This is a genomic window from Sphingomonas aurantiaca (assembly GCF_003050705.1).
Classification (GTDB): Bacteria; Pseudomonadota; Alphaproteobacteria; order Sphingomonadales; family Sphingomonadaceae; genus Sphingomonas; species Sphingomonas aurantiaca.
On the sequence record NZ_QAOG01000011.1, the window covers coordinates 1 to 25,558 of the forward strand.

At 63.5% G+C, this 25,558-nt stretch carries 24 protein-coding genes and 1 tRNA gene; 8 read left to right on the top strand and 17 right to left on the bottom strand.

All coding sequences use genetic code 11. The features are described 5' to 3' along the window. Positions 1-18: 18 nt before the first annotated feature. Positions 19-95: transfer RNA gene (locus C8J26_RS19855), tRNA-Met, on the top strand. Positions 96-229: 134 nt separating this feature from the next. Here the strand turns inward: C8J26_RS19855 and C8J26_RS19860 are convergent. The 6 genes from C8J26_RS19860 to C8J26_RS19890 all read right to left on the bottom strand — a co-directional run bounded on the left by C8J26_RS19860 (position 230) and on the right by C8J26_RS19890 (position 9,475). Next, positions 230-1,294, bottom strand: a complete 1,065-nt coding sequence (locus C8J26_RS19860; protein ID WP_107960098.1) for a LacI family DNA-binding transcriptional regulator — start codon at positions 1,292-1,294, stop codon at positions 230-232. Positions 1,295-1,304: 10 nt separating this feature from the next. Further along, a complete protein-coding gene (locus tag C8J26_RS19865; RefSeq protein ID WP_107960100.1) occupies positions 1,305-2,816 on the bottom strand; it encodes a tryptophan halogenase family protein in 1,512 nt (503 codons plus the stop codon). Next, entirely contained in the window at positions 2,813-3,844 is a 1,032-nt protein-coding gene (locus C8J26_RS19870) for a cupin-like domain-containing protein (protein ID WP_244185422.1), read from the bottom strand. The genes C8J26_RS19865 and C8J26_RS19870 overlap by 4 nt, the downstream gene beginning before the upstream one ends. Further along, positions 3,837-4,559: a SapC family protein gene (locus C8J26_RS19875; protein ID WP_107960102.1), complete on the bottom strand. Its 723-nt coding sequence runs from the start codon at positions 4,557-4,559 to the stop codon at positions 3,837-3,839. The genes C8J26_RS19870 and C8J26_RS19875 overlap by 8 nt, the downstream gene beginning before the upstream one ends. Beyond that, positions 4,559-6,163, bottom strand: coding sequence for a tryptophan halogenase family protein (locus C8J26_RS19880; RefSeq protein ID WP_107960104.1), 1,605 nt, complete (start codon positions 6,161-6,163; stop codon positions 4,559-4,561). The genes C8J26_RS19875 and C8J26_RS19880 overlap by 1 nt, the downstream gene beginning before the upstream one ends. 264 nt (positions 6,164-6,427) lie before the next feature. After that, positions 6,428-9,475, bottom strand: a complete 3,048-nt coding sequence (locus C8J26_RS19890; protein WP_107960108.1) for a TonB-dependent receptor — start codon at positions 9,473-9,475, stop codon at positions 6,428-6,430. Between the two features lie 242 nt (positions 9,476-9,717). Here C8J26_RS19890 and C8J26_RS19895 point away from each other — a divergent pair, with 242 nt between their 5' ends. After that, complete coding sequence (locus C8J26_RS19895) at positions 9,718-10,932, top strand: MFS transporter (RefSeq protein WP_107960110.1); 1,215 nt, start codon at positions 9,718-9,720, stop codon at positions 10,930-10,932. Between the two features lie 9 nt (positions 10,933-10,941). Here C8J26_RS19895 and C8J26_RS19900 read toward each other — a convergent pair whose 3' ends face one another. Continuing rightward, a complete protein-coding gene (locus tag C8J26_RS19900; RefSeq protein WP_107960112.1) occupies positions 10,942-11,757 on the bottom strand; it encodes a glycoside hydrolase family 16 protein in 816 nt (271 codons plus the stop codon). A gap of 221 nt (positions 11,758-11,978) precedes the next feature. Here C8J26_RS19900 and C8J26_RS19905 point away from each other — a divergent pair, with 221 nt between their 5' ends. From C8J26_RS19905 to C8J26_RS19920, 4 genes are all read left to right on the top strand, one after another. Then, positions 11,979-12,344: a hypothetical protein gene (locus C8J26_RS19905; protein ID WP_107960114.1), complete on the top strand. Its 366-nt coding sequence runs from the start codon at positions 11,979-11,981 to the stop codon at positions 12,342-12,344. Positions 12,345-12,491: 147 nt separating this feature from the next. Next, positions 12,492-13,490 (top strand): ribosome small subunit-dependent GTPase A, encoded by a 999-nt coding sequence (gene rsgA / locus C8J26_RS19910; RefSeq protein WP_107960139.1) that lies wholly within the window; start codon positions 12,492-12,494, stop codon positions 13,488-13,490. A 69-nt stretch (positions 13,491-13,559) separates the two neighbouring features. Then, positions 13,560-13,757 (top strand): hypothetical protein, encoded by a 198-nt coding sequence (locus tag C8J26_RS19915; RefSeq protein ID WP_056420453.1) that lies wholly within the window; start codon positions 13,560-13,562, stop codon positions 13,755-13,757. Positions 13,758-13,785: 28 nt separating this feature from the next. Next, positions 13,786-14,451 (top strand): UPF0149 family protein, encoded by a 666-nt coding sequence (locus tag C8J26_RS19920; RefSeq protein WP_107960116.1) that lies wholly within the window; start codon positions 13,786-13,788, stop codon positions 14,449-14,451. Positions 14,452-14,457: 6 nt separating this feature from the next. On the opposite strand, the gene C8J26_RS19925 is transcribed toward C8J26_RS19920, so the two are convergent. The 6 genes from C8J26_RS19925 to C8J26_RS21240 form a co-directional block, all read right to left on the bottom strand. Beyond that, positions 14,458-14,772, bottom strand: coding sequence for a GCN5-related N-acetyltransferase (locus C8J26_RS19925; RefSeq protein WP_107960118.1), 315 nt, complete (start codon positions 14,770-14,772; stop codon positions 14,458-14,460). Beyond that, on the bottom strand, positions 14,759-16,729 hold the full coding sequence (locus C8J26_RS19930) for a glycoside hydrolase family 84 protein (protein WP_107960120.1): 1,971 nt from the start codon (positions 16,727-16,729) through the stop codon (positions 14,759-14,761). Before C8J26_RS19930 ends, C8J26_RS19925 begins: the two co-directional genes overlap by 14 nt. A gap of 210 nt (positions 16,730-16,939) precedes the next feature. After that, positions 16,940-17,200 carry a helix-turn-helix transcriptional regulator gene (locus tag C8J26_RS21120; protein WP_107960122.1) on the bottom strand — a complete coding sequence of 87 codons (261 nt, stop codon included), beginning with the start codon at positions 17,198-17,200 and terminating at the stop codon, positions 16,940-16,942. Beyond that, the gene (locus tag C8J26_RS19940; protein ID WP_244185423.1) at positions 17,200-17,601 is read right to left on the bottom strand and encodes a helix-turn-helix domain-containing protein; all 402 of its coding nucleotides are present in this window, start codon (positions 17,599-17,601) and stop codon (positions 17,200-17,202) included. Before C8J26_RS19940 ends, C8J26_RS21120 begins: the two co-directional genes overlap by 1 nt. A gap of 137 nt (positions 17,602-17,738) precedes the next feature. Continuing rightward, a complete protein-coding gene (locus tag C8J26_RS21235; protein WP_425275422.1) occupies positions 17,739-18,014 on the bottom strand; it encodes a hypothetical protein in 276 nt (91 codons plus the stop codon). Positions 18,015-18,398: 384 nt separating this feature from the next. Continuing rightward, on the bottom strand, positions 18,399-18,692 hold the full coding sequence (locus C8J26_RS21240; RefSeq protein WP_146168928.1) for a helix-turn-helix domain-containing protein: 294 nt from the start codon (positions 18,690-18,692) through the stop codon (positions 18,399-18,401). 65 nt (positions 18,693-18,757) lie between these two features. On the opposite strand from C8J26_RS21240, the gene C8J26_RS21245 reads away from it, so the two are divergent. Next, complete coding sequence (locus tag C8J26_RS21245) at positions 18,758-19,243, top strand: helix-turn-helix domain-containing protein (protein WP_208631481.1); 486 nt, start codon at positions 18,758-18,760, stop codon at positions 19,241-19,243. A gap of 903 nt (positions 19,244-20,146) precedes the next feature. Here C8J26_RS21245 and C8J26_RS19960 read toward each other — a convergent pair. From C8J26_RS19960 to C8J26_RS20285, 4 genes are all read right to left on the bottom strand, one after another. Beyond that, a complete protein-coding gene (locus tag C8J26_RS19960; RefSeq protein WP_107960131.1) occupies positions 20,147-20,719 on the bottom strand; it encodes a hypothetical protein in 573 nt (190 codons plus the stop codon). A 63-nt stretch (positions 20,720-20,782) separates the two neighbouring features. Then, positions 20,783-21,658: a hypothetical protein gene (locus C8J26_RS20275; RefSeq protein WP_146168929.1), complete on the bottom strand. Its 876-nt coding sequence runs from the start codon at positions 21,656-21,658 to the stop codon at positions 20,783-20,785. 446 nt (positions 21,659-22,104) lie between these two features. After that, on the bottom strand, positions 22,105-22,554 hold the full coding sequence (locus tag C8J26_RS20280) for a hypothetical protein (protein WP_146168930.1): 450 nt from the start codon (positions 22,552-22,554) through the stop codon (positions 22,105-22,107). Positions 22,555-22,935: 381 nt separating this feature from the next. Continuing rightward, on the bottom strand, positions 22,936-23,376 hold the full coding sequence (locus C8J26_RS20285) for a hypothetical protein (protein ID WP_146168931.1): 441 nt from the start codon (positions 23,374-23,376) through the stop codon (positions 22,936-22,938). 605 nt (positions 23,377-23,981) lie between these two features. Here C8J26_RS20285 and C8J26_RS19970 point away from each other — a divergent pair. After that, positions 23,982-24,743, top strand: a complete 762-nt coding sequence (locus C8J26_RS19970; RefSeq protein ID WP_146168932.1) for a Crp/Fnr family transcriptional regulator — start codon at positions 23,982-23,984, stop codon at positions 24,741-24,743. Positions 24,744-25,558 lie beyond the last annotated feature (815 nt).

A 25,558-nucleotide genomic window follows, 5' to 3' on the forward strand; every position in this document is an offset into this window, starting at 1 on the left:
AGTCCCTAACCGGACCGTCGCGGGGTGGAGCAGCCCGGTAGCTCGTCAGGCTCATAACCTGAAGGTCACAGGTTCAAATCCTGTCCCCGCAACCATTTCCCTACCACGACAACGCCGCCCTTACGGGCGGCGTTGTCGTTTGCGGCGTAGGTCTTAAAGCTCGACCAAAAGGGTGGCGGAGGCGTTCCATACGTTCGACGCCGGTAACATCAGTCCCGACGCTTTCCGTTTACCGCCCTCTAAACTCACGAGGCCGAGCCGTCGAACTGCGTAGCGACAGCAGCGCGGGGACGGTAATGGGCGTGGGCGAGGTGGGGTGTGCGCCGAGATCGGCGATGATGCGGTTGACCGCTTGGGTCGTAACTTCCGCAATCGGCTGTACTATCGCTGTGAGTGGCGGATGCGCGAGGCGGATGATCGGCGTGTCGTCGAAGCTGATCAGCGACAGGTCGGCGGGGACAGCGAGGTTCCGCGTGCGCGCCAGTTCGAGCGTCGCCAGCGTCATTTGGTCGTTGCTTGCGATGATTGCCGTCGGAGGGGTGGGGAGTGCGAGCAACTGCTCCGCTGCCGCACGGCCCGATGCATAGCTGAAGTCGCCGACGGCGAGAAGGTCCGCGTTCGCAACGCCGGCCGCCTCCATCGCGCTGCGCCACCCATCGACACGCCATCCGCTCAGTTCATACTCGGCAGGCCCGGCGATGAACCCGATCCGCGTGTGACCGAGCTCCAGGAGATGCTCGGTCGCGATCCGGGCGGCGCGTGCGTCGTCCATGATCAGCCGGATGCCGGGTCCCTCGGTGAGCGACCCGATCCGCGCGAAGCTGATGCCGTGCGCCGCGAGCAGGTTGATGATCAGCGGATTGCCCGAATGCGGTGGCGTCAGGATCACGCCATCGGGTTGCAACGCCGCGATCGCCGCGAGGAGCTCGCGCTCGATATGGTCGCTATGCGTGTCGACCAGCTCGACGATCAGCCGATAGCCATGCTCGGCGCACGTCAGCATCCCGCCCAGCATCATCTGGTCGAACCAGTCGGTGCCCTGCCGCGCCCGCCAATCGGCGATCGTGCGCTCGCGGTCATTGAGCGCGAGGATCAGGTAGGAGCGCGATCCGCCCATGCGCTGCGCGGCGATCGACGGGACATAGCCGAGCTTGTCGATCGATGCCTGGACACGGCTCATCATCTCGGGCCGGACGCCCGTATCCTTGTTCACCACGCGGCTGACGGTCTGGAGCGATACGCCCGCATCCGCCGCGACATGCTTGATCGTTACCGCCTGACGTCGCCTTGCCATCCGTGTCGGCTCAGGCAACGACGGTTGAGGGGCGGGCGGGCGCCGCACCGCAGTAGCGCGCGACGTAATCGGCATGCTCGGGCAGCCCCGCAACGGTCGCGTTGGTGCCGTCGCGCAGCCCCGCCAGCAACCGTGCCAGTTCCTCGTCGAGCAGCTTGGTCGCGATCGGGTGATAGCTTTGCGGGACGATCCCCTGGCCGAGCATCACCTGCACCCAGCTATTCTCCGCGAACAGCTCCTCGTTCTTGCGGAAGACGCGGCCCGTTTCGCGGAACAGCTCGATCTTCTGCTCGAGCGACTCCGGGATCGGCATCGCCGCGCACTGCCGCCAGAACGCGCTGTCGCGACGGTTGGTCGCCTTGTAATGCAGGATCAGGAAATCGCGGATCTGGAGCATGTCGGTATGCTGCTGGTCGTTGAACTCGGTGACGTCGCGCGGGGACACCGCACCCGCGGGGAACAGCCGCAACAGCCGCAGCACCGCGCGCTGGATCAGGTGGATGCTGGTCGATTCGAGCGGCTCCATGAACCCGCCCGACAGCCCGATCGCGATGCAGTTGCGATGCCATTGCTGGCGCCGCGCGCCGGTGACGAACCGGATCATGTTGGGCTCGGTGAGCGTCTCGCCTTCGATATTGCCGAGCAGCCGGTCGAGCGCGGCGTCGCGGTCGAGATAGCGGCTGCAATAGACGAGGCCGTTGCCGGTGCGGTGCTGAAGCGGGATGCGCCATTGCCAGCCCGCGTCATGCGCCATTGCCCGCGTATAGGGCAAAGCAGGGCGGACGCTCTCGGTCTGGATCGCGATCGCGGAATCGCACGGCAAATAGTGCGTCCAGTCGTCGAAGCCCGCGTGGAGCGCGCCTTCGATCAGCAGCGCGCGGAAGCCGGTGCAGTCGAGGAACAGGTCGCCCTCGATGCGTGCGCCGGAGTCGAGCACCAGCGCGGCGATATCGCCGCTCTCGCCGTTTAGTTCGACCTGCGCGATCTTGCCCTCGACGCGGCGCGTGCCGTCGGCCTCCGCCATCTTCCGCAGGAACTGGGCGTAGCGCGTCGAATCTAGCTGATACGCATAGTTCATCCGGTCGTCGGGCAGATGCGCGAACTTGCCTTGGAGCGCCGCGCGCAGCTCGAGGCAGTAATCGTCATAGGGCTGGTCATGGCCCTTGGTCAGGCCGTGGAGCCAGAAATGCTGGAAGCCGGCGGACCAGTGATCCTTGCCGGTGATGCCGAACGAATGGAAATAGCTCTCGCCGCGATCCTTCCAGTCGTCGAACAGGATGCCGAGTTTGAACGTTGCCTGCGTCTCGCGCATGAACTCGGCTTCGTTGATCCCGAGCAGGCGGTTGAAGGTGATCATTGGCGGGATCGTCGATTCCCCCACGCCGACCGTCCCGATCGCGTCGGATTCGACCAGCGTGAGCGCGATCGTGCCGCCCATCGTGCGTGCGATCGCTGCGGCCGCCATCCAGCCTGCGGTGCCGCCGCCGGCAATTACGACGCGGCGAATGGGATGTTCGGTCATCGGCTTAAGGCTCTCAGGAGGAAGGCACGAAGGCGGCCTGCGGTGTCGGCGGTGAGCGGTGCGAGCACGCCGCGTGCCGCTTCGGGAATATGGTCGACGGCGTCGGGACCGTTGGCGAAGACGTAATGATCGAACATCGCGCGCCAATGCGCCTTCTCGTCGTCGGGCAGGTCGCGGATCGCCAGCATCGCGTGGTTCAGCGCATCCTGAGGCTGGCCGAGCCAGCGCGGCGTCTCGCGCCACCAATAGTTCACGAGCACATTGAAGTCGGACAGTCCCTCCACATGATGCCACCACATCGCCGGGATGTAGAGCGCATCGCCGGCCTCCAGTTCGGCGACCTGCCCGTGCTGCAAGGCCTCGCGAAACCGCGGATGCGCGGCGTAATCGGGATCGTGGAAATCGACCATGCTGACCGCGCGGCCGGCGGGCGTGTTGTCGACCGGGCCGAGATAGAGGTTGCGGAACTGGTCGCGCGGAAAGACCGTGAACCGGCGCCGGCCGACCGCGACGCAGGCGAGATTGTCGGGCACGTCGTTATGCGCCGCGATCCGCGTGCGCGTGCCCATCCAGATGCTGGCCAGCGGTGTACGGTCGCCGAGATCGACATGGTTTGCCTCGTGCAGCCCGGTGAAGAACTGGTGCATGTCGATCGAGGCGAGATAGATGGCGTGCGCATCGGCCGCGCCTTCGTTCGCGTCGATGCGTGCGAAGATTTCCGGCAATTTTGCGCGGAGCATCTGGAAGTTCATCGCGTGCGTGGGATCGTAGAAGAGCCGCCCGCCGCTGTCGGGCATCGCGACCGAGACCGCGAAGGGCATGTCGCGCGCATGCCGCTGGATATAGTCGCGTGCCGTCCTCGGCGATTGCCGGCCGGCGCGGACCATCGGCCAGTCGGCGATCAGTCCGCGTATGATGAACGGGGTGGTCGCTTCGCGTAGCCGTGCGTCGAGATCCGCGGGGTGATCGAAGACCAGCTCGCGGATTCGCGGCATCGCTGCGAAGATGCCGGCATCCGTCTCAGCCACGCGCCATCCGCCGGTTCTTGCGGGCGACGAGATCGCCGATCGCGCCGAGCGAGGCGAGCGCCATGAAGATCGGCATCAGATGCCCGGCTGTGTGCAGGTCGGCGACCGCGGCGGGATCGAGTGCGGCGAGCCGGTCCTCGTCGATGACGTGATAGCCGACCAGACGGTTCTTCGACCCGTCGTCGAGCGTCACGTCCATCGTCAGCGGCTCAAGCAGATCGTAGCGGCGCAAGGCCGCGAAGAAATCGGCGGACGCGACATAGTCGGTGTCGAGCGCGCGGAGCTGATCGGCGACGCGTTCGAGATAGGGCGTCGGCCGGCCGGTATCGTCGAACACGCGGACGCCTTCGCCGCCGCCGATGCCGTGCGCGATGCGGGGGCTCGCCATGTCGATATGCACCTGGCGGACGTCGCCTGCGCCGCGCCCGACCAGGAAGGGCTGGCTGTCGATCGCGAGCGGGCGATAGCGGGCGTCCCAGCCGGCGTCGGTCAGGAACAGGTTCTCGCCCGGCTCGAACCCGAACATCGCCAGCGCGGTGAAGCTGTCGCGCGCGGAATCGAGCTGAAACAGGATCGGATAGTGCGTCTGCACGCGGCGGAATTCGCTGGGGACGGTGATGCAGGTCATCACCGCATCGCCCATGTCCGCCGCGCGGTCCGTCCGGATGCGCAGGTCGCGGTGGTCGTCGGCGGTCAGGATCACGTGGTCGGACATCAGGCTATCGGTTCCATGGCAGGGGCAGGGGCAGGGGCAGGGGCGGGGGCGGTCGCGTGCCGCAGGGCATCGAGATAGGCGCGGTTGGTCGGCAGGCCGGCGGCCAGCATACGCCTGCGCTGATCGACCTGCGCGAGCAAGGTTTGCGTACGAGCCCGGTCCGGCGTAGCGATCGGTCCGCGGGTCGGCGCAGGGAATCCCATGCCGTACAGGACGTATTGATAGCTCGCCGCCGGGAAGATTTCGTCGACCATCGGGAAGTCCGCGCGCGAGGGCGGCTGGTGGCGCCAGAGCTGGAGCAACTCGGCCAGCCGCGGCGGGATCGAGGCGGGGGCGCGGTGGTCGCGCCAATAGGGCTCGTCGCGTTCGCTCAGCACGTAATGCAGCTTGAGGAACTCGACGATCCGGTCCCAGCGATAGCGGAACAGCGTGTTGAAGCGCATCGAGTGGATGTCCATCGCGCCGCGGTGGCTGGGGAAATTGTCGAGCAGCGCGTCGAGCGAGAGCTCGATCAGGACGATCGCCGAGGCTTCGAGCGGTTCGAGGAACCCCGCCGACAGGCCGACCGCGAGGCAGTTGCGGTGCCAGAATGTCTCCCGGTGGCGCGACCGGAACGTGAGCTGGCGGAACGACGGCAGCGCGGCATCCGGAACGGTGGCGCGCAAATAGCGGGTCAGCGTGTCGGCCGCGGCGTCGTCGCTGAGATGCGCGGAGGAATAGACGCAGCCGACGCCGCGCCGCGTCGGCAGGCCGATGTCCCAGATCCAGCCGGCAGCGTGCGCGGTGGCGTTGGTCTGCGAGGCGATCGGGCTGTTGGCGGCGACGGGCACCTGCACCGCGAGCGCGCGGTCGTTGAACAGCGTGCCGCCGCGGTCGACCGTGCCGATCCCGTAATACCCCTCGATCAACAGCGCGGCATGGCCGGTGCAGTCGAGGAACAGGTCGCCCGCGATCGCACCCGACGCGCGGGTCCGTACCGCGGCGATGTCGCCGTCCGCGGTGCCGTCGATGCCGACGACATGATCGCGGATGTGGCGAACTCCCAATCGCTCGGTCGCGTGCCGCATCAGCATCGAGGCGAGCTTGCCCGCGTCGAGATGGTACGCGTAATTCAGCGTCCCCGCATAATCGGGCATCGCCCGCTGGCGGGGGGCGAGGGCGCGGTGGCAGATGACGCCCTGTGCGCCGACCGTGTCCGCGAACCGGCCGCCATGCTCGGCCCAGGCGGCGACGATATCGCGTGGGTCGCCGTCGACCGGCGCGGTGAAGGGGTGAAGATAGCTGTCGTCGGCCGCACCGGTCCGCCACCCGTCGAACCGCGAGCCCTGCTTGAACGCGCCGTCGCAGGCCAGCAGGAAGTCGGTTTCGCTAATGCCGATCCGTTCGAGCGTGCGGCGCATCGTCGGCCATGTGCCCTCGCCGACACCGATCGTCGCGACGTCGGGGGATTCGATGAGCGTGACGGACAGCGGCTGTTCCGCCCCGCGATCGGCGCGGGCGGCGATCAGGCAGGCCGCGAGCCAACCCGCGGTGCCGCCGCCGACGACCACGATGGTCGTGATCGGCTGGTCGTTCGTCGCTCCGGGGCCGGTATCCGTGGCCATCGTCCGCTGCCTATCCTTCTTTGCGCATTTCGACCGTGCCCCGCCCGAGTGGGAAAAGCCACCGCCCGTCATGCTGACGAAGGTCACGACCCAGAGCCGCGAAGCGCCGCCTCTCGTTACTCTGGGTCCTGACTTTCGTCAGGATGACGAGGGAGGGTTGGGCATGCCGCCACCCCGCGATAAGTACATGCTTCATCCGGATGGCGAAGGGACGCGCGTGACCAACCCGACGATCCTCCCCCTCGCGGGGGAGGATCGTCCGCCTCAGAAGGTGAAGCGCAGGCCTGCCGAGTAGCGTGCATAGCCGGGCTGCGCGAAGGTGACGAAGTTATCCGAGCGACGATGCCCGCGACGACCCTGGCCGGTAAGGTTGATCGCCTCGACGAACACCGCCAGCCCCTTTTTCAGCTCCGCGCTCGCGCTCGCATCGACCTGGCCATACGCCTCGACATAGGTCGGGTCGAACGCGCCGCCATTATAGAACTCGCCACGCCAGTTATACGCGACACGCGCCTGGATGCCGTTCTTGTCGTAATAGGCGACCGCGTTGGCGCTGTCGCTGAGCCCGGTCAGCGCGAACTGGCCGATATTGGGGTCGAGCGCATTGTCGTACTTCGCGTCGCCGTTGACGATCGTGTAGTTCAGGATGACGCCGAACCCGGTTTCCCACAGCCGGTGCTGGATCGCGAATTCCCAGCCGTTGATGTTCGCCGTCTGGTCGCTGTTGAACGGCTGGCTCAGCTGGAAGTTGAACAGATCGTCCTGCGGCAGCCCGAAGATGTTGCCGGTCAGCAGGCCCGAGTCGCTCGTGCCCGTGACCTGCGACGAGGCGGGGAAATTGCGCAGGATGTAATCGCGGACGCGCAGATTGTCGGTCGTGCCCAGTGCCGCCACCGCCTGTCGATAACGCGGACCGGAGCCCGGGTTGCGCAGGTCGAATGCGGGGGTGTTGATCTGAGTCGTGCCAATGAAGTTCTTCACGTCCTTCGTGAAGTAGCCGACCGAGATGTAGCTTTCGGGGCCGTAATACCATTCCGCCGACAGATCGATGTTCTTCGACTTGAAGGGGACGAGGTTCGGGTTGCCCTGGCTGCCCGTGCCGCCGCCGATGCGCGGGTTGGAATCGATGTTCAGGCCGCCCTGCAGGCTACCGTAATCCGCACGCGTGATGGTGTGGCTGTACGAGGCGCGCAGCTTGACGTTGCGGACCGGTTCGATGTCGAAATCGACCGCGGGCAGCCAGTTGTGATAATTGCCCTTGAGCGAGGTGAACGAATTGGCGCCGTAGGTAAGCGCGAATTCGTTCGCGCCTGTCCAGCGCGTGCCGTTCGGGATCGGCACCAGCGCCGACGAGTTTACCTGCGTCTCGTCATAGCGGACGCCGCCGATGATGTGCGCCGCCATGTCGAACACCGTGAACTTGGTGTTGAACTGGATGTACGGCGAGATCGTCCGTTCGCGGATGCGGCGATCGTTGGTGTAGTTGGCAAGGCAGGTGCCCGGCGCCGCCGTCCCCGTCTGCGGTGCGCTGCAGATATTGTATGTCGAGCGCAGCAGTTCGGCCATCTGCTCGAAGTTGAAGGTGTAGATCGACTTCGGCAGCGCGGGATCGTTCGCACCCGAGACGCCGTTGAACTTGTTCGGCAGGCTGGTGAGGCTGAAGAAGTCGTCTGGGACCGCCGCCGCGCCGAACGACGCGCCGCGCGGATCGACGCCGCCCCAGGTCTCGTTCTGGATGAAGCCGTAGGCCGAGCGCACCTTGTTGTCGACGTACGAGAAGCCCCAGTCGATGCTGCTGAGGAAATCGCCGTCGTGGTCGTAATGACCCTTGAGCTGGATCTGGTTGATCTCGTCCTTGAAATACGCATTGCGGAACGCGTTGCCGGTCGGCGTGATCAAGGATGCGTTGAGCGGATCGATGCCCGGATACATCTGGTACGAGATGACCGGCAGGTCCTTCTCGAAATTCACCGTCTGCGACTGGACGCCGAAGATCGCGCCGCCGATCGACGTGCTGCTGCCGTAATCGTTGGTCGGCTTCGACGTGGCGGTCGAGTGATGCGCGTCGAGCGACATCGTGACGTTGCCGGGCGCTTCCCAGGTCAGGTTGCCGCCAAGCGACTTGTTCTCGGATTTGTTCGCGGTCAGCGAGCTGCTGTACGACAGATCCTTGCCGGGCGCGAAATTCTCCGAATAGAAGAGCGGGCCGGCGGCCGGACCATTGGTCCACGCGCTGCGCGTGTCGCCGAAGTTGAACCAGATGCCGACGCTGCTGTCGCGCACCTCGACCTTGTTGCTCGAATAGGTGAAGTCGAGCGTCGCGGTCAGCGTATCGGTCGGCTTCGCCTGGAGGACCAACTGGCCGTTGATGCGCTCGCGGTCGATGTCGATGACGTCATAGGCCGCGCTCTGCGGGATCTCGTAGACGTCGGTCGGGCCGGGGCGATTGGTGATGTTCGCGCCGCCGGGCGTACCGGTTTGCGCGAGCGTGCCCCAGTTGTTCTCCGCGCCGAGAAAGCCGTCGCGAAAGCCCACGCTGGCCGAATTGTTGCTCGCCTTGCGCCGCTGGTAGGCGCCGCTGAACAGGATGCCGATCCGGTCGTCGGCAAAGGTGGTGGACAGGATGCCCGACACTTCGGGCGTGATCGGGTCCTTGCCGTTGCGCGAGCTGTCGAGCACGCCCTTGGCGGCGATGCTGCCGCGCGTGCCCGGCTTGTCGAGCGGACGCGGGGTACGGATGTTGATCGACGAGCCGATGCCACCCGAGGGGACTGCGGCGCGGCCGGTCTTGTAGACCTCGACCGCGGCGACGCCTTCGGACGCGAGGTTGGCGAAGTCGAACGAGCGCGAGGCGGGCGCGCTGGCGCCGTCGCCGAGCGTCGAGGTCGGCATCTGGCGACCGTTGAGCGTGACGAGGTTATATTCGGGGCCGAAGCCGCGGACGGTGACGGTCGAGCCTTCTCCGTTCGAGCGGTCGATCGACACGCCGGTGATGCGCTGGAGCGATTCGGCGAGGTTGGTGTCGGGGAACTTTCCGATGTCCTCGGACGAGATCGCGTCGACCACGCCCTGGCCGTTGCGCTTGATGTCGATCGCCTCGCGCAGCGATGCGCGGATACCCGTCACAACGATGTCGTCGGTGGTCTCGTTCGGATCGGCGGGGGCGGCTTGCGGTGCGATGTCCGACGGGCCGGGATTGCCGACCGTGGCGGCGGCGTCCTGCGCCATCGCGATGCCGGGCAGGCCGACGAGCGCCAGTGCCGAGGTGCCGATGATGAAACGCGAAAACGAGCGAGCTGTGAAGCCACGCATGATAGTCCTCCCCTGTCGACGACGCTATGATCTGCGCCTTCTCCGTGAACGTTCACATTCTCCGTCCGTCACACTGTGTCAACAACGGTAGCGGTACCGTTGTGAACGTTCACACGAAATGGATCCAACAGTGGCCGCGGTGCAACACTTAGCCATCCGGGGCGGGGGCGGGTGCTGGTTTTGCACGGGCTATGCCGGAGCGCGGTTGCTCCGCGCGGTTCGTCGGGCTTAGGGATTGCGGAATGGCGCGCCCTTCTCCCTTCACCGCGCCGCTGTCCGATCGTCGGTCGACGGGCTTCCTGCTGGTCTTCGCGTTGGCCTATGTCGGCGGGGTCGTCGGCTATCTGCCGCTGCTGACGCTGTTGCTGCCGATCAAGGTCGATGCGGTCGCCGGGGCAGGGCGGCTTGGCGTGCTCACCGCGATCGTCGTCGCGGGCGCGTTGGCCGCGAGCGTGTCCAACATTGTGTTCGGCTGGCTGAGCGACCGGGCGGTGACGCGTGGTGGCGGGCGCCGCGCCTGGCTTGCCGGCGGGCTGGTCGCGACGATGCTGTCCTATGCCGCGATCGCCGCGACCACGTCGGCGATGGGGCTCGTCCTGGCGGTCGTCGCGTTCCAGGTCGCGGTGAACGCGCTGCTCGCGCCGTTGCTGGCGATCATGGCGGACGAAGTGCCTGATGCGCAAAAGGGCGTGGCGGGCGGCTTGCTGGCGATGGCGAGCCCAGTTGCCTCGGCGCTCGCCGCCGCGCTTGTGGCGACTGCGCTGCTTGGCGACAGCGCGCGGCTGGCGATCGTCGCGCTTGCGATCGCCGGCTGCACGATACCCCTGCTTCTCACGCGCGCGCAGTTGGTAGTGGAGGGGGAGTCTACCGGGCCTACACCGGCGGTGCTGCGGCGGGACCTGGCGCTGGCGTGGGCGGCACGGCTGTTCGTGCAGATCGCGGGCAGCGCGCTGATGGTCTATCTGTTCTATTATCTCGAAAGCGTCGCGCCGGCGGAGGCCCCGGGCACCATCGCGGCGCGGATGGGGATGGTGATGATCGTCGCCTATACGGTGCCGCTGCCGATCGCGGTGCTCGTCGGGCGGCTCGCGGACCGCTATGGGCGCACCAAGCCGTTCCTGTCCGCCGCGACGATCGTCGCAGCCGCGGGGCTGGTCGGGATGGCGGTGGCGGACAGCTTTGCCGTCGGCGCGATCGCCTTCTGCGTCTATGCCGCGGGGGCGTCGGTGTTCCTGGCGCTGCACGCGTCGTTCGCGATGCAATTGTTGCCCAGCCCGCGCCACCGCGGACGCGATCTCGGGCTGCTCAATCTGACCAACACCTTGCCCGGCCTGCTCGGACCGCTGCTGACCTGGGCGCTTGCCACGCCGACCGATTTCCGCGCGGTGATGCTGGTGCTCGCGGCGCTGACGTTGTGCGGCGGGCTGATCATTCTGTTCGCGCGCGGCCGGCGTTGAGCGAGTGAGTCAGCGTCGCCAGTACCGGACGTAATCGACCGCCATACGCTGCGGAAACGCCGTGTCGTCGATGCCCTTCTGCCCGCCCCAGTCGCCGCCGACCGCGAGGTTGAGGATCAGGTCATAGGGGCGCGTGAACGGCCAGGCGGCCTTGCCGCCGGGCTGGTCGTTGGCGACGCGCATGGTCGCGCGATCATCGACGCCGATCGTGATCGCGTCCGCGCGCCAGTCGAGCTGATAGCGGTGATAGGCCGTGCACGCGGTCGCGATCCGGGTCTGCGCACCGCGTTGCGTGCCCTTGGTGTGATTGAACGCCGCGGTGTGGAGCGTCGCATGGACGGTGCCCGCATCCCAGCCGACCATCTCCATGATGTCGATCTCGCCTTCGTCGGGCCACTTGCCTCCCGAGGGCAGCAACCAGACCGCGGGCCAGCTGCCGCGTCCGCAGGGCAGCTTCACGCGGACCTCGTAGAAGCCATAGCCATAGGGGGTGCGCGAGACGAGCTTGGCGGCGGTATAGGCCTGACCGCCCCAGTCCGGGAATTTCGCCTTCGACAGCGTCTCTCGCTTGGCCTCGATCACCAGCGCGCCGTCTTCGATCCGCGCATTGTCGGCGCGGTCCTTCGCATAATATTGGCGCTCGTGGTTGGCCCAGCCCTCGGCATTGCGCGACGTGTCGAAGCGCCATTTGCGCTGGTCGATCGCCTCGCCGTCGAATTCATCGGCAAAGCTCGGCGTGCCCGTCGGCACGGTCATCGGCGCATCGGCGCTATAGTTGGTCGCGCCAAGCGTTGCAGCTTGTGCCGCGAGTACGAGCAGGATCATCGGATCGGCCTCCCCCCAAATGCCTCGATACCGTCGCCGCACGATGCGGACCCGGTGCGATGGCGCGACCTGACTATGGCATTCGGCGCTATGGCTCAACCAGCGCCAGTTGCCCCCGCCGATCCTCGCGCATGTGTACCTGAGCGGGTGGCGGTGGTAGGAGCGTGGCCCGGCACGAGCGATCACCGTCTTCGCCGCGTGCGACAGACTGCGAGTAGAACGTGCCCGAGAAGACCGCCAAGACCTGGGATCCCGCGGTCGTCCGCACATGGCTGGAACGCCGCGTCGTCGCGGCGCGGGCGGACCAGGTGGTGGCGGAGCGCGGCGGATACGAGTTTCAGGACGATTGCGACAAGGCGACCGCCGAGGAGATGGTGTGCGCGCTGATGCTCAAGGGCAGGACGACGCCCGATACGCAGGAGGTGTTGTCGACCGCGCTGCGCGCGCTGCTGGACCGTGACGAGTATCTCTGGCGCGGCGTCTATAACGACACGCGCTTCGACCGGCATGTCCGGAGCTATGTGAAGCGGTTGATCAAGATGACGAAGACCAATGACGGGTTCGACAAGGTCGCGCATTATCAGTGAGCGGGTGGCTTAGACTGGTTCGGATGCCAGGCGGCGGCTGTCGCTTCGCTGGCGGGGGCATGCCATACCGGGTCGGGATCCCCATATCGGCTGGGTTCGCACATGAAGACTGCCGATCGCTCGTGAAGAAAGATGCTGCTGCGCCCTATGATGCCGACTGACGAGACATTGGAAGATCTTGGCTGGGACGATTATTTCGGTGCCCAGCTGTCGGACGAGGACGCTCGCGACTGTCATCCGGTGCGGGTGATGTCGGTCCACCGCGGCAAGATCGCGGTCGCGGGGGCGGGCGCCCGCCATATCGTGACGCCGTATATCGCGGGGGCGCAGCCGACCGACGACCACCCGACCGTCGGCGACTGGGTGCTGATCGACACCTATACGGGGCTGCCGGTCCGCGTGCTTCACCGCAAGAACCTGTTCAAGCGTCGCGCGCCGGGCGATCCGCGTCGCGAGCAGATGATCGCCGCGAACGTCGACACGGTGTTCCTCGTCGCGTCGTGCAACGAGGATTTCAGCGTCGCACGGCTCGAACGCTATCTGGTGCTGGCGCATGACGTCGGGGTGACCCCGGTCGTCGTGCTGACCAAGGCGGACCTGGCCGAGACGCCCGAGACCTATGCCGCCGCGGCCCGCGCGATCGAGCCCGGGTTGCGCGTCGAGATCGTCAACGGGCGCGATCCCGCCGCGGTCACTGGCCTTGCCGACTGGTGCGGGCCTGGCCAGACCGTCGCGTTCCTCGGCTCGTCCGGGGTGGGCAAGTCGACGCTGGTCAATTCGTTGCGTGGGTCGGACAGCATCGCGACGCAGCCCATTCGCGCGAACGATTCGACCGGCCGCCACACGACGACGGTGCGCGAGATGCATCGGCTGGCACAGGGCGGCTGGCTGCTCGACACGCCGGGGATGCGCGAGTTGCAGCTGGCCGACGCGGCGACCGGGATTGCGGAGATCTTCGACGATTTCGCCTCGGCCGCCGAGGCCTGCCGGTTCTCCGACTGTTCGCACGGGGTCGAGCCGGGCTGTGCGGTCCAGGCCGCGATCGCGACGGGCGAATTGACGAAAACGCGGTTCGACCGTTGGCAGAAGCTTGGCGCCGAAGAGCGCGCGGCCACCGCCAAACCAACCAAGCGGCGGTCGCGCTGACACCCCCGAACCCCGCGCACGCTAGAGCCTACACCCCTGCCTTTCTCCCCTCCTGCTATCGGCCTGACCATGTTGAAGACACGTATCAAGCGACGCGCGATCGAGCGCGACCAGGCGGTCACCTGCCTGGCGGAGATCAAGGCGTCGATCACCGCCCTGAACGACGAGGACCTGCTCGACCTGGCGGATATCTTCGTCCGCGACACGCGCGGGCCGCTGACGGCGATCGCCGCAGCCGAGATGGACAAACGGAGCTTGCGCCTGTGATGCTGCCCCTCAGCCGGTGCGTCCTGTCATGAGACAGCGTCCGTCCCGCCTCCGCCGCCTCGACGATGCGCTCGCCGATCTGCCGCTCGAGGAGCCGATGCTGCTGACCGAGCTCGACGGGTTCCTTACCGGGCTGCTCGTCGGACCCAACGGAATCGCGCAGGGCGAGTGGTTGCAGAGCATCTGGGGCCTCGACGAGGACGGCATCGCGCCGTTCGAGGATCCGCTCGACGTCCAGTGGTTCGTCGATGCGGTCATGGCGCGGCACGACGAGATCGCGCGCGATCTGGCGCGCGGCAAGCCGCGACCGATCTTCGACCATGACGAGCGCAATGGCGACGTGTTGTGGGAGATCTGGATCGACGGATTTGCCGAGGCGATGGCGTTGCGACCCGAAAGCTGGGCGGCGATGGCGGCAGGCGACGATGCGGAGGCTGCCGAGGGGCTCGCGCGGCTGTCAATGCTGATCGCGATCGCGCGCAACGAAAGCGCGCTCGACAGTGTCGAGATTAACGCGCTGGAAGACAGGGCACCGACTGAGCTCGTCGAGGGCGTTCTTCAGCTCCACGCGGCACGATCGCGCGCGACGCCCGCCGATCCGGCGCCCACGCCCGACGCTGTACCGGTCAAGCTTGGCCGCAACGATCCCTGCCGCTGCGGTTCGGGCAAGAAGGTCAAGCGCTGCTGCGGGTGACGCCCGCTACCCGCCGCTCGCGCGCAGCTTTCGCCAGGTGAGCGATCGCCGGTTGAGCAGCGGGAGATCGGCGTCGCCTGCCAAGGCAGCCTCGGCCAAGGCTACGGCGCGGTCGAGGATCACGGGGTCGGCACGGGCATAGGCCGGGCGACCGGCGATGTGGTCGTACCAGACGCCGTCACAGGCATTGTCGAGAAAGATGCGCTGGAAGCAATGATCGGCCCGGACCGGCCAACCGCGTTCCGGCGCAGCGGCCGGGAGCAGGTGGCGGGTCAGTTCCAGCCACCGGGCTTCGGTGGCGCGGCGGTCAGCGTCGTGCATCAGGCACCGGCGCGACCGCGATCATCGCCGGGGCATCGGCGACGAACCGGTCGAGCACGCCGTCGGCGATCTTGATCGGGCCGTCGAACCGGGTCGCGCCGGCGATGGTCTTGATCGCCGCCGCCTCGTCGGCGAGCCGCTTGGCGTCGGCGAAATAGCGGCTGGCGGCGCTGCTGCCGCGATCGGCGGCGTCCAGCCCGGCGGCGGTCAGTTGCAGCGCGCGTCCCCAAAGCTGCATCGCGTCGAGCCATGGCCGCGACTGTGCGGCAAAGCCGGGGTCGATCGTCCCGGACCGGATGATGTCGGGGGCGTTGGTAATCGCATCGGCTTGCTGGGTCAGGTCCGCGATCGCCCGATGCCGGACCGCCGCGTCGCCATCCGCCAGCACGTTGCGGACGGAGTCCAGCGCCACCTTCAGCTGCGGGGCCTGTTCCTGCCAGGGTTGGCTGCCGAAGGTCGGCGCCATGTGCTGCGTATCGAAGAAGGCGAGCAAGGCCGCGGTCGCCCGCTCGTCGCCGCCCGCCAGCTCGCGCGCGGAGAAACGCCAGGTCCGATCGGCATCATAGGCGGTATCGTTCCAGCCGAACGCGGCGACGCCGGTCACCGCCGGGCGGCTCGGTGCCTCTTGGTTCATCGGGTTGGACAGGATGCCGGTCAGTTCGCCCGACAGCCCGGCCTCGCGCCGTGCATAGGGGGCCATCAACAGCCGCCCCGTCGTCTGCGCGTAATCGTTGACCGGATAATTGTCCCACAACAGCGTCTTGCGGCCGAACGCCTTGGTCGCGGCATTTGCGTCGGGGATCGAGATGGCGGGGGGCACGACGTCGGTGCCGGTCCACTGGACGACGATCCGCGGATCGAGATGCTTGCGCAGCGCCGCCTTGTACGGCGTTTCCTTGGCGTCGTAATATTCGGTCGGCACCATGATGAGCGCGCGCGTGCCCGGATCTTTGGCGCTCAGGCCGGCCTGCACCGCGTTGAGCAACTGCGCCTGCGCGACGCCGGCCGCCTCAGCCCCCGATGGGCCGAACGCGGTCTTGTCGCGCGCGCAGTTCCACTTGGTATATTCGATGTCGTCGAGCGCGACGTAGAAGCTGCCGACGCCGATCGCCCGCAACGCGTCGAACTTGCGTTCCAGCGCCTGTACGTCGGCGCGATCGGAGAAGCAGACCGACGGCCCGGGCGACACCGCGTAGACGAAGTCGACATGGTTGCGCCGTGCAGTCTGCGCCAGCGTGCCGAGCGACGCGAGCGTGGCGGCGGGATACGCCTCGCGCCATCGATCGCGCGCATAGGGATCGTCCTTCGGGCTGTAGACATAAGTGTTCGCCTTGACCGTGGCGAGGAAGTCGAGATGCCGCGTGCGATCCGCCATCGACCAGGGCGCGCCGTAGAATCCCTCGATCGTGCCGCGGATCGGCATCGCCGGATGATCCTGGATCACGAGCGCAGGCACGACGGGGCGGGTGGCGAGCTGTCGGAAGGTCTGTACGGCGTGGAACAGCCCGTCCGAATCGTGCCCCGCGAGCGTGATGATGCCGGCACCTGCGGCAAGGCTGGCGATGGTATAGCCCTCGGCCTGCGCGTCGAGCTTGGCGCCACTGCGGGCGAGCGCATCGCGCACGACGCCGGCATCGCCGACGCCCAGGACGATATGAACGCGATCGGAGGCCGCGGGCAGTCGGCGCGCTTCGGTGATCGTCGTCACCCCCACCGCCGTCAGGATCGTGCGGACGAGCGCAACAGTTCCAGGATCGGTGCCCGGCGCTGCGATCAGCACGACGGACGTGCCCAGCGTGAGCGTGCCCGTCGTCAAGGTCATCGATACAGGCGTCGGGAAGATCGCCGGGCGGGTCACCGGCGCGGCGGACGCCTGGCTGGGCAAAACGGTCGCCAGCCCTGCAAGCGCTGCCACCAGCGACGCTGCGGCGCCGATCTCTCCGGTACGTCGCGCCATCTTTGCTCTCCGGTATCGGATTGGTCTTGTCGGCACGTGGTAGGGCGAAAGCACGGCGTCGGCAAGCGAGCGGACGCCTCAGGTCGGAATTAGAAAGGAGTGGTGCCGGTTGCAGGGATCGATTGCCCATAGCTAATGCCTTGACGATGAACGAAAAATGAGTTTTGCATTTTTAGAGATGCCCCCAAGGATGCCCCCTTATTCGAAGCGTTATTCAGTGCTGCGTGGGGCCCTGTGTGCGCTTGCCCATTCCGCATAATCGCTCTCCCACCATCCCACGCACCGCGTCGTAAGGGCGGTTGGCTTGGGCATTTCGCCGTCGCGGACACGGCGTCGGATTGTCGATTCGCTAAGACCAGTGGACGCGATCATGTCGTCCAAGCGGAGGAAGCGTCCGCGGGCGCTGGGGACACCGAGACTCTTGCTCTCGGCCAGCGTGCGGCGGTGCCGCCGTGGCGTGGACGTTGCCATCAGTGCGGTACTCCGTTCTTGGAACTGTCGGCGGCGAGCCCGGCAGGTTCATCTGCGAAGCATGCGCTGCAGAGGTCGACGTTCATCCAACGGCATGGCCCAGAATGTCCAATGCAAGGATCTTTCTCGCTGCACGAGCAGACCGTGCAAAGACGCGGTGCATCCCGGCCCTCAACGGACAACTCTACCAGGACGCCGATGTCGAACTGCATCACTTGGTGGAGCACGACGATCGTGTTGAACGTCGCGGGGATCGTGTCGCTCTCGATCTGATCGAGCCAGCCGCGACGAAGATGCTGAGCCCAGCGCGGCACTGTCGCGATCCGTTCCGCGACGTCGTCGATCGACAATCCTGCGGCCTCACGTCGCGTCCGGAGGTACTGGCCCGGCGTGAGTGTCATGGTGAGAGCTTCGTGTCGGTCGGGCATGGCGAAGTGTCCAGGCAGCAGTTTTCCGCCCCGTTGATCGCGATGATCAGCGGGCGGGCGGGGTGGGCGGCGATATTGGTTTGAGCGGCGTCGGCCGTTGGGGCGGCGGCTTAGGGCGGAGCTTCCGACGGCTTGCTCATTCGCGCGAGCTGAAAACGAAGCTTGGCCGTCGCGCGCTCAAGATCTGCGACGTGTTCCAGCGCAGCCTCGGCCTCTCGCGGCGTGACCGTGGCACCTTCTTCGCCCGTGCCGGCGAGCGCATCGGAAACCGCACGGGAGACGTCGCCCAGCTCAATGCTGAGCGCCATGACACCGGTCCGAAGGCACGGTTCGGCGCCGTCATGTTGGGGCAGCATGATCACGACCGCACCGAGGATTCCAGCCATCGTGTTCAAGATGTGCGGATGGCCATTCTCGTGCGCGCCGATGCTATCGATCCGGACTGCATCACGAACGGAGATGCTCGCACGATCGAACTTCGAGCAGTAGCAAGAAAACCGCGTGTCCGAGAGGCCGGTTTCCGCTTCGCAGACCTTACCTCCGCCGGCGGCTTGGACCGCGCGCTTTGTTGCGTCCGCAAGGCGGCGTTCGTCGGCGGAGAGCGGCCGATCACCCACGACGGGAAAGGCCGATTGAGTTTCCCGATGCGCCCGGACCGCGCGAGGAGCATTTATGTTGGAATGTGGACGTCGACGACAGCCAGGGGAAAGAGTGCCGTCGACGCTCGCTGCCGGAATGGCAGCAGAGAGAAACTGATAGATTGGCCGGCGTCATCGCGTTGGCTCAAGCGCGAATGGCTGGCGCGCGTCTGCCGGTTTAGAAGGATCATCTTTGAGTCCGAGCTTGATTGCGATCCGGTGACCTGCACCAGATGATGCGGCGCGCGTTCCGCTCAGGACCTTGTAGACGTGGGAAGCATTCTCATCGATCTCGCGAGCGAGTGCCTTCACCGTCTGGCCTTTGGCCGTCATGCGTACGCGTAGCGCTTCGATCCGCGCAGGATCTGGACGCGGTGAGACCGGGCGGCCCCGACGTTCCTCATCCTTTGCCGTTTGCGAATCCATGCTAAGCCTGCATTGTTGGTCAATGACGTCCAACTTGCACAGAATGCTGAACTGGTCAACGCACGGTGCCAACAATTCTTGGTAACACCGCAGGGGTAGGGGCACGGCTTCGGGCTGAGCGCGAGCGTCTGCGCCTTAGTCAGACCGAATTAGCGCAACTCGGCGGTGTGAGTCGAAATAGCCAGACCGCGTATGAGACGGAAAAAACACCGTTCACAAGCGAGTATTTGCGAGCCGTCACTGACGCTGGCGTCGACCCGCTGTTCGTCATCGCTGGGGTGCGGTCGGCTGGAGCGCTCAGCGAGGATCAAACTAGTCTGCTCTCCGCCTTTGACCACATGGCACCGTCAGATCGGAGCACTTTTCAGCGGCTCGCATGTGCTCTTGCTGGTCAACCAATGCCGACCGCTACCTTCCACCTGCCGAGCACTGCGGCGCTGGAAGACGCGATATCAAGTTTCCTTGAAGGATCTCCAGGTCTAACCGGACACGAACTTGTCCACGAGCTGGCGATGAGCCTGCCTATCATCCTTCGCGGTGCCGCCCGTTAGCAAAGCGCGCCCAACATCCTGTTGATCCATTTGGCGCTTACAAATAACGTCGGGTATGCTGATCTGCTCGAGAGGGAGGGTGCTCCCGGGGTATTTTCCGGAGAGCCGCTCACTAGAATCGGCTCATCTGAGCGGGTTCCCGTCGCTGCGGCGGAGGGGTTCTCCGCCGCGGCAATGTCAGGTTTGGGAAGGAAAGCGGACCGTCCGCTATTGGGGAGTCAAACGGCGTTAGCGGACGTCCCGGACGCCGCCGCCCTTCCCAAAAAGGATCGAGTTTCGGGAATGGCCGGGTTGGTGGACAGCGGAATAGCCGCTTTCAGAAACGAGGCAGTTAGCTGTGACCATTGGATCTCCAGTCGTCGACATTCAAGCGCTCGGCGGCCTACTACGATCGAACTCCATTTCGAAGGTTCCATCAGACCGTAAGACATAGGAGCAATGATGCCAGTCTTCCTGACCCTCCTTGAGCATGTCACACCTAAGGGCGGATAGAGCATCGTTAACAGATCGATGGACTTTTCGATCGGTCTCCACTCCCTCTCTCAGCTTACCATTGTCTACGATGTCGTAGCGGCTCTCTAGCCAATCGTCATGGACCTCCGCCACAACTCTGATCTCACACACAGAAGCAACTAGCATGGGTGCGATTGCGACGCCGATGTTCTTTAACTGACGGCTACTTTCCATTTTCGCATTACCTGGAAAAATCGGTTTATAACGGCCCAATCACTGTCGAAACCGCCTTTGCGATGCTCGCACATTAAGGGGAGTGGCCGCAACTGGATGGCTCTACCGATCCCCCGGGTCCCGATTGGGAACGGCGGGCGAGAAAGCATCGACGTTCTCGGAATCGATCGAAAAATGGGAAAGCGGCGGGTGTCTCCGCAAGTGCCCCTTCTTGCATCAGGGGGTCGGCACGGGACAGCGATATGCGACCTTGTAGCTCTGCCCCCAGCAGTGGAGGAAGCCATCGAGAACGCGAATGTTCATCGGCCAGCGAACCGCTCTTGGTTTGCCGTCCGGGCCGACCGCGTCCTTTAGCTCGGCCGGGCGGGGCAGAGCAGCGAGTTTCGCACGAGCAGCTTCCAGCTTCCGGCGATCTCCTCGAAGGAACGCGATGCTTCCGTCCACGTAGAGGTTCCATCCCCACTTCGCATCGTCTGCTGCGGGATGCCTTCCCGTTTGGAAAAGCCTGATAGCGTCAGCATACTGGCCAACGTCGGCCCGTAGCTGGCCCTCATGCCATGAGAGGAGGGTATCGGCAGGTCCCATGCTTCCATGCGCCTCCCGCCAGACCCGGATCAGATCAGCAGCTTCCTTGGCACAGCCTTTTGCTTCGAGCGTCCGCCATCCCCCGTTCATATCCTGATCGAACGCGGGAAGATCGAGCGCCAACATGGCGGATCGATCATATTGGCACTGGGTCGTGCCGTCGGCGGGAGCCAGTACGGCAAGAGTAAGCGCTGCTACGATCATCGCATATCCTTGTTTATTGCAGGTCCGCTTAGGAACGCCCAACATGTTGCTGGACGGTCGACCTCATTTACACATCAAATGAATGAGATGCCGGGGCTTGTCGTACGTGATTGACGTGCAACCGCGAAGTACGTCGGCACCAACATAGACGATGTATGCTGCCCGAGATGGCTTGCGCTTCCCGTTGACGACAATGTCGTCGGTCATCTCAGACGGATCAGGTTCCTCGTCTCGTATGGAGTTGGCGCTTCCGAAATCAGCGGTGCGTACCAACAGCCGATCAATGCTGACGGGCCCTAAATCCAGCGTTCGGCTCAATCGCATCACGCGAGCCGGACGTTCGACGCCGTGCGAGATCAACACTCGCTGCGGCGTACCACTAAGGGCTCCGTCAAGTTCCTCACTGATGGCGGCTCCGGCAGCAGCGCTGGCAACGGTGGTGGCAAACTGAGGCGCGAACGCGAACTTGATCGACTTACCCCCGATCATCTTGGACGTTGCAGCGACCCACCAAGTGTCGGGCAGCAGAGGAATTGAGCTTGCACGTTCCGCCCCGCTCGCCTCCCGCAACCGGTATCGCACGACAGGTGCCGGCAGCGCATAGGGTCCCGCCAGCCCGTCCGCAAAATCATACGCATCTGCCTGCGACCATTTTGTGGCCACTCTGCTTGTATCGGAGCCGACGGTTAGATTAGCGTTCTGCGTGTAGCCTTTGACCAGAATCGGACCGACCTTGTTATCCGGATTCCGAGATACAGATATCAACTGGAAGCGCCGCGCGGCCTTGCCTCGTTCTTGCTCTGCATTGGGACCAAACAGGCCCAAGGCGACAGAGCGTCTCAGCGACAGCACTGACGGCATTCCAGAGCCGGAAAAGGTTTCTACGGTTTGGCCGTTTACCGAAACCTGCAACTTCCCATTTGGCGGTACGTCGATCACATGCCCCGCCTCGCTTGCCATGACGGTAGGCGCAAGCGTGCCTACCGCGATCGGGGCAAGAACCGCCCATTTTCTTCTCATAGTAAGCGATGCGCCTCTACTTTTTAGCGATGGGTCCTGTGGCCACGTGCTCGGAGCTCTTCATCGACGAATTCTATGGCCGCTTTTAGGCGGCCATCCGCTAGCTCACGAATAGGAACGGCGATCGAGACAGCCGGAGCATTCCCAGAGGGATCGAGTTTTGGGAATGTCCGGGATGGGGAAGGAAAGCGGACCGTCTGCTTTGGAGGCCACATCCCAGGAAACCGGCGACTGAACGGGTATCCCCGTTGCATCAGTATTTTGCATCGTCAGAGCCGTTGGTTTCCCGCCGTTTGTGGGCCGATGCGAAATCTGAGAGTTTTTGCATAATGGTCACGGAGCGAATGACCGGTAGTTACAACAACTCAAAATGGGGCAGGAGGTCTATAAGTCATTGATACGCGATCAATGTTGTTATTGATGTCTAGCACCACCTCAATGTCCCAATAGAGTTTTCCAAGGCCATCAGGTGCGTAAGCAAGTCTGTATGGCTGCGCTAGCTTATTGTCGCTGCGGACCCGTTCGACATTCCACACGCTTTTAAACGGCACCTGTAAGAAGGCCTCGCGAGGCGAAACCTGCGTCTTGTCATATGAGGCGATCGATCCCGCAAGGAGCTCGAACGACTGAAATTTTCCAGCTCTCAAAAGACGTTGAGCGTCCTCCAGCTTGGCGATGAGGTCAGTTGCCTCTCGGGGGGTGACTCCGCTCAATTGCCGTTCGATAGGAACCGGCACGCCTGGCGTCGTTTGTGCCCCGGCGCTAACGGATTGGCCTGCTAGGCCGACGATAAAGGCAATTTGTAAGATGCCCATGCTCGCATTCTCCTTGGTTCGGGTTTTGCATGCAATCGCTCTGAAGCCAATCAGCCGTTCTGGTCCGCGGCCGTTGATGCAAAACTTTTAATTTTTGCATCAGGAGAAAGCGGCTCGGGAGGAACCGACCTGAACGAATGACCGCTTTCGGAGCCCTAATTTGTGACACTCAGTGTCCGACTCTGGGCGTTTCCGGTCCGTCCGTACTGCCGCTCGAAAGCTGCTGGTCACCTTTCGATAACGCTAGTCTTGTTCATCGTGGCAGCAGGCCGCAATATGGCTGAATTTGCTCGGCCACCTCTTGAGAGGCGAGTAGGCTAACCCGCCGTCCGCGATGGCAACGTCGGTTTAGGATGCTGGCTTCCGGCAAGGCCGTCAAAGTCATCGGCGGACCCGACGTGCTACAGACTTTATCCTCCATTCGCCACCTGTTCGCCAAAGCTTGATTCGGTCCAGGACGGCGTGCGGATCACTTCGTTCTGTTGAGCCGTCAGGCGTATAATCGACGAGGTACGCGGATGCGCGCGCGTCAACGGTCGCCCGATCCGCTGACAATCGCACAATCACTATCCGCAAAACGCGACGTTCATAGATGACGCCCGATCCCGGCACGTCCCGCCAAAGTCTTTTTCGTTCATGATCGGAGCGATGCAGATTGAGCATCTCAAGCGTCGCATCTGGCCTGAGTTGGGCAGGGGCGCGTTCGTCACTGAGCTCGAACTCACGCACGACGCTGATTATCCGAGCGCGCGCGCTGCCGGCCCCGATAACCGGTTGTGTGGCGAAGATCGCCAACAAGAAGAGGCAGGCGCGCGACAGCATAGCTTCGCCAAAGTCTGCTCCCGCCCTTCCGATACCGCAATAGCTGCTATCCGAACCAGGCCAACGGACGCCCGATGTCACCCATTAGGCGTTTTGAGACGGGGTATTGCCGGGGTACATCGCCGCATCGCGTGCGGCAGCCTACAGCATTGCAGCGGGAGTTGGGCGGTGGCGGCGGAGGGTGTCTCCGGCGCACCCGACGGGAGCCTACGGCATGGGACGGGCGCCGCACGCCTGCTGTTAGCAAGCTGTGCTAGCAACCGCTGACTTTGCCCAGCGCTTCCGCACTTCCCCGAATATCGAACTTTAAGTAGGTGACAGCGTCGCACTGGCTACGCGCAGTCCATCTATCCGTTTGATAATGTTGCGCTTATGGCCACGGGCGGCGCTCACATTCCCACCGTCGCGAGGCTCAGATTTAATGAGTAAGCGGATTTTGAAGAGTCTAGCACTTCCCAGTCATGAGTCTCAAATGCCCAAACTTGATAAAAGTGAGTATTGTTGGGTATAACCTGAATCAAGCCTCAATTATTTTTATAGACCAAGATTACGTGCTATCCGCGCATTAAGAGCGCGGATGTCTTAAATCCCAGGAATGTTAAAACTTGACCAATGTCAGACCGATGGCGCTTCAGCACGCTTTGGACCGCTTATTAATACACTCGCCGATACCCGACGAGGATCGTAAAACCTTGGAAAGCCTCCCTGTTGAAGAGCGTTTATTTGAACCAGGAAGCTTCATCATTCGCGAAGGTGATTTTTCTAGGGAGCTACTAATTCTGAAGTCAGGTTTTTGCATTCGTCATAAAATTAGTAAGGACGGATACAGGCAGATCGTCGGAGTTAATATCGCGGGAGACATTGTAAATCTTCACAATCTTTGCTTGGATGAGTCGGACCATAATGTACAAATGCTCACAAGGTCGATCGTAGCTGCCGTTTCCAAAGATGAAGTACGATTCTTACTTCATCGTAGGGGAGCAATTGGCGCTGCCTTTCTTGCCGCAAGTTTGGTAGATTCGTCAATATACAGAGAGTGGATACTAAATAATGGTCGAAGGGATTCCCGCACTCGAATTGGTCATTTACTATGCGAGCTTGCCGTTAGGCTAGAAGTAAGCGGAATAGGGTCTGGTCAAGCCTATGATCTTCCAATGACGCAAGAGCAATTGGGAGATGCGGTGGGGATAACAGCTGTGCACGTCAACCGCAGCCTTAAGTCGCTCGCGCGCGACGGTTTGATCAATCAGGTGGGGCGAAGAATCTCGTTTCCAAACTGGAATAGGCTGAAAGACGCAGTAGGCTTTAACGCCCGTTATCTTTACGTTCGTCCGCCCTCTCAATGGGGTTCGCAAACGCCATCGTAGAACGCGAAAAATCTCTGACGCATCGGGTTTTATTGTCTGCAGTGGATGTTAATTTTTCCCGGATCGTCAGCTCAGGGATGGCCCAATAAATGGCGCTGACGAACGGGCTGCAGGTTTTCTGAACCAATCTACGAGCTAGTGGTCGGGTGCGATCCATAGTTGAAGGGGCCGATTGTAATAGTCGGTAGACGGCTCCGCTAGCGTTCTCCAATATTATCGGTTGAAAATGTGGCGATAGTTTAACGGCTTAAGGTAACTACCCTACCTGAGATTTGGATTGAAAATCTCGTTCAAGAACATAAACGTTAGGTTAAATGAATTTAGAATAACTTTAATCAAGCCGATTATCGATCTGATGCGTTGCCCGCGAATGAAGTCAAACGAACCACTGCTACGGGCTGCGTACGAAGCGGGATTGCAAAGCGGACAACGCGACGGGGTTCCGGATCAATGCCCCTTTGACATTTGTGATAAATTGTCAGAGCGTTTCGCGTGGCTTTCAGGTTTTAGCGTGGGCAAAGCCGTACGGCTGCTAAAGTAGTAAAACGAGGTTTTATCAACGTCTGCAAGTGGACAGACCGTGTCCAAAAATGACCGCAATGCGGGTACCCAAAAACTTGCATCGGCATCCGGCATTGAGGGTTTTGTACCGGGGTGTCGCCGGGGTACAACGTAGAACGGGAGGCGGTGAAACCGCCTAATTTGACCGGTTTAGGAAGTTTGCGGCGGAGGGTATATCCTCCGCCCCAATGTCTGGTTTGGGGAGGAAAGCGGACCGGCCGCTTCCGATCAGTTCGTCGCGTCTTCCATATAGT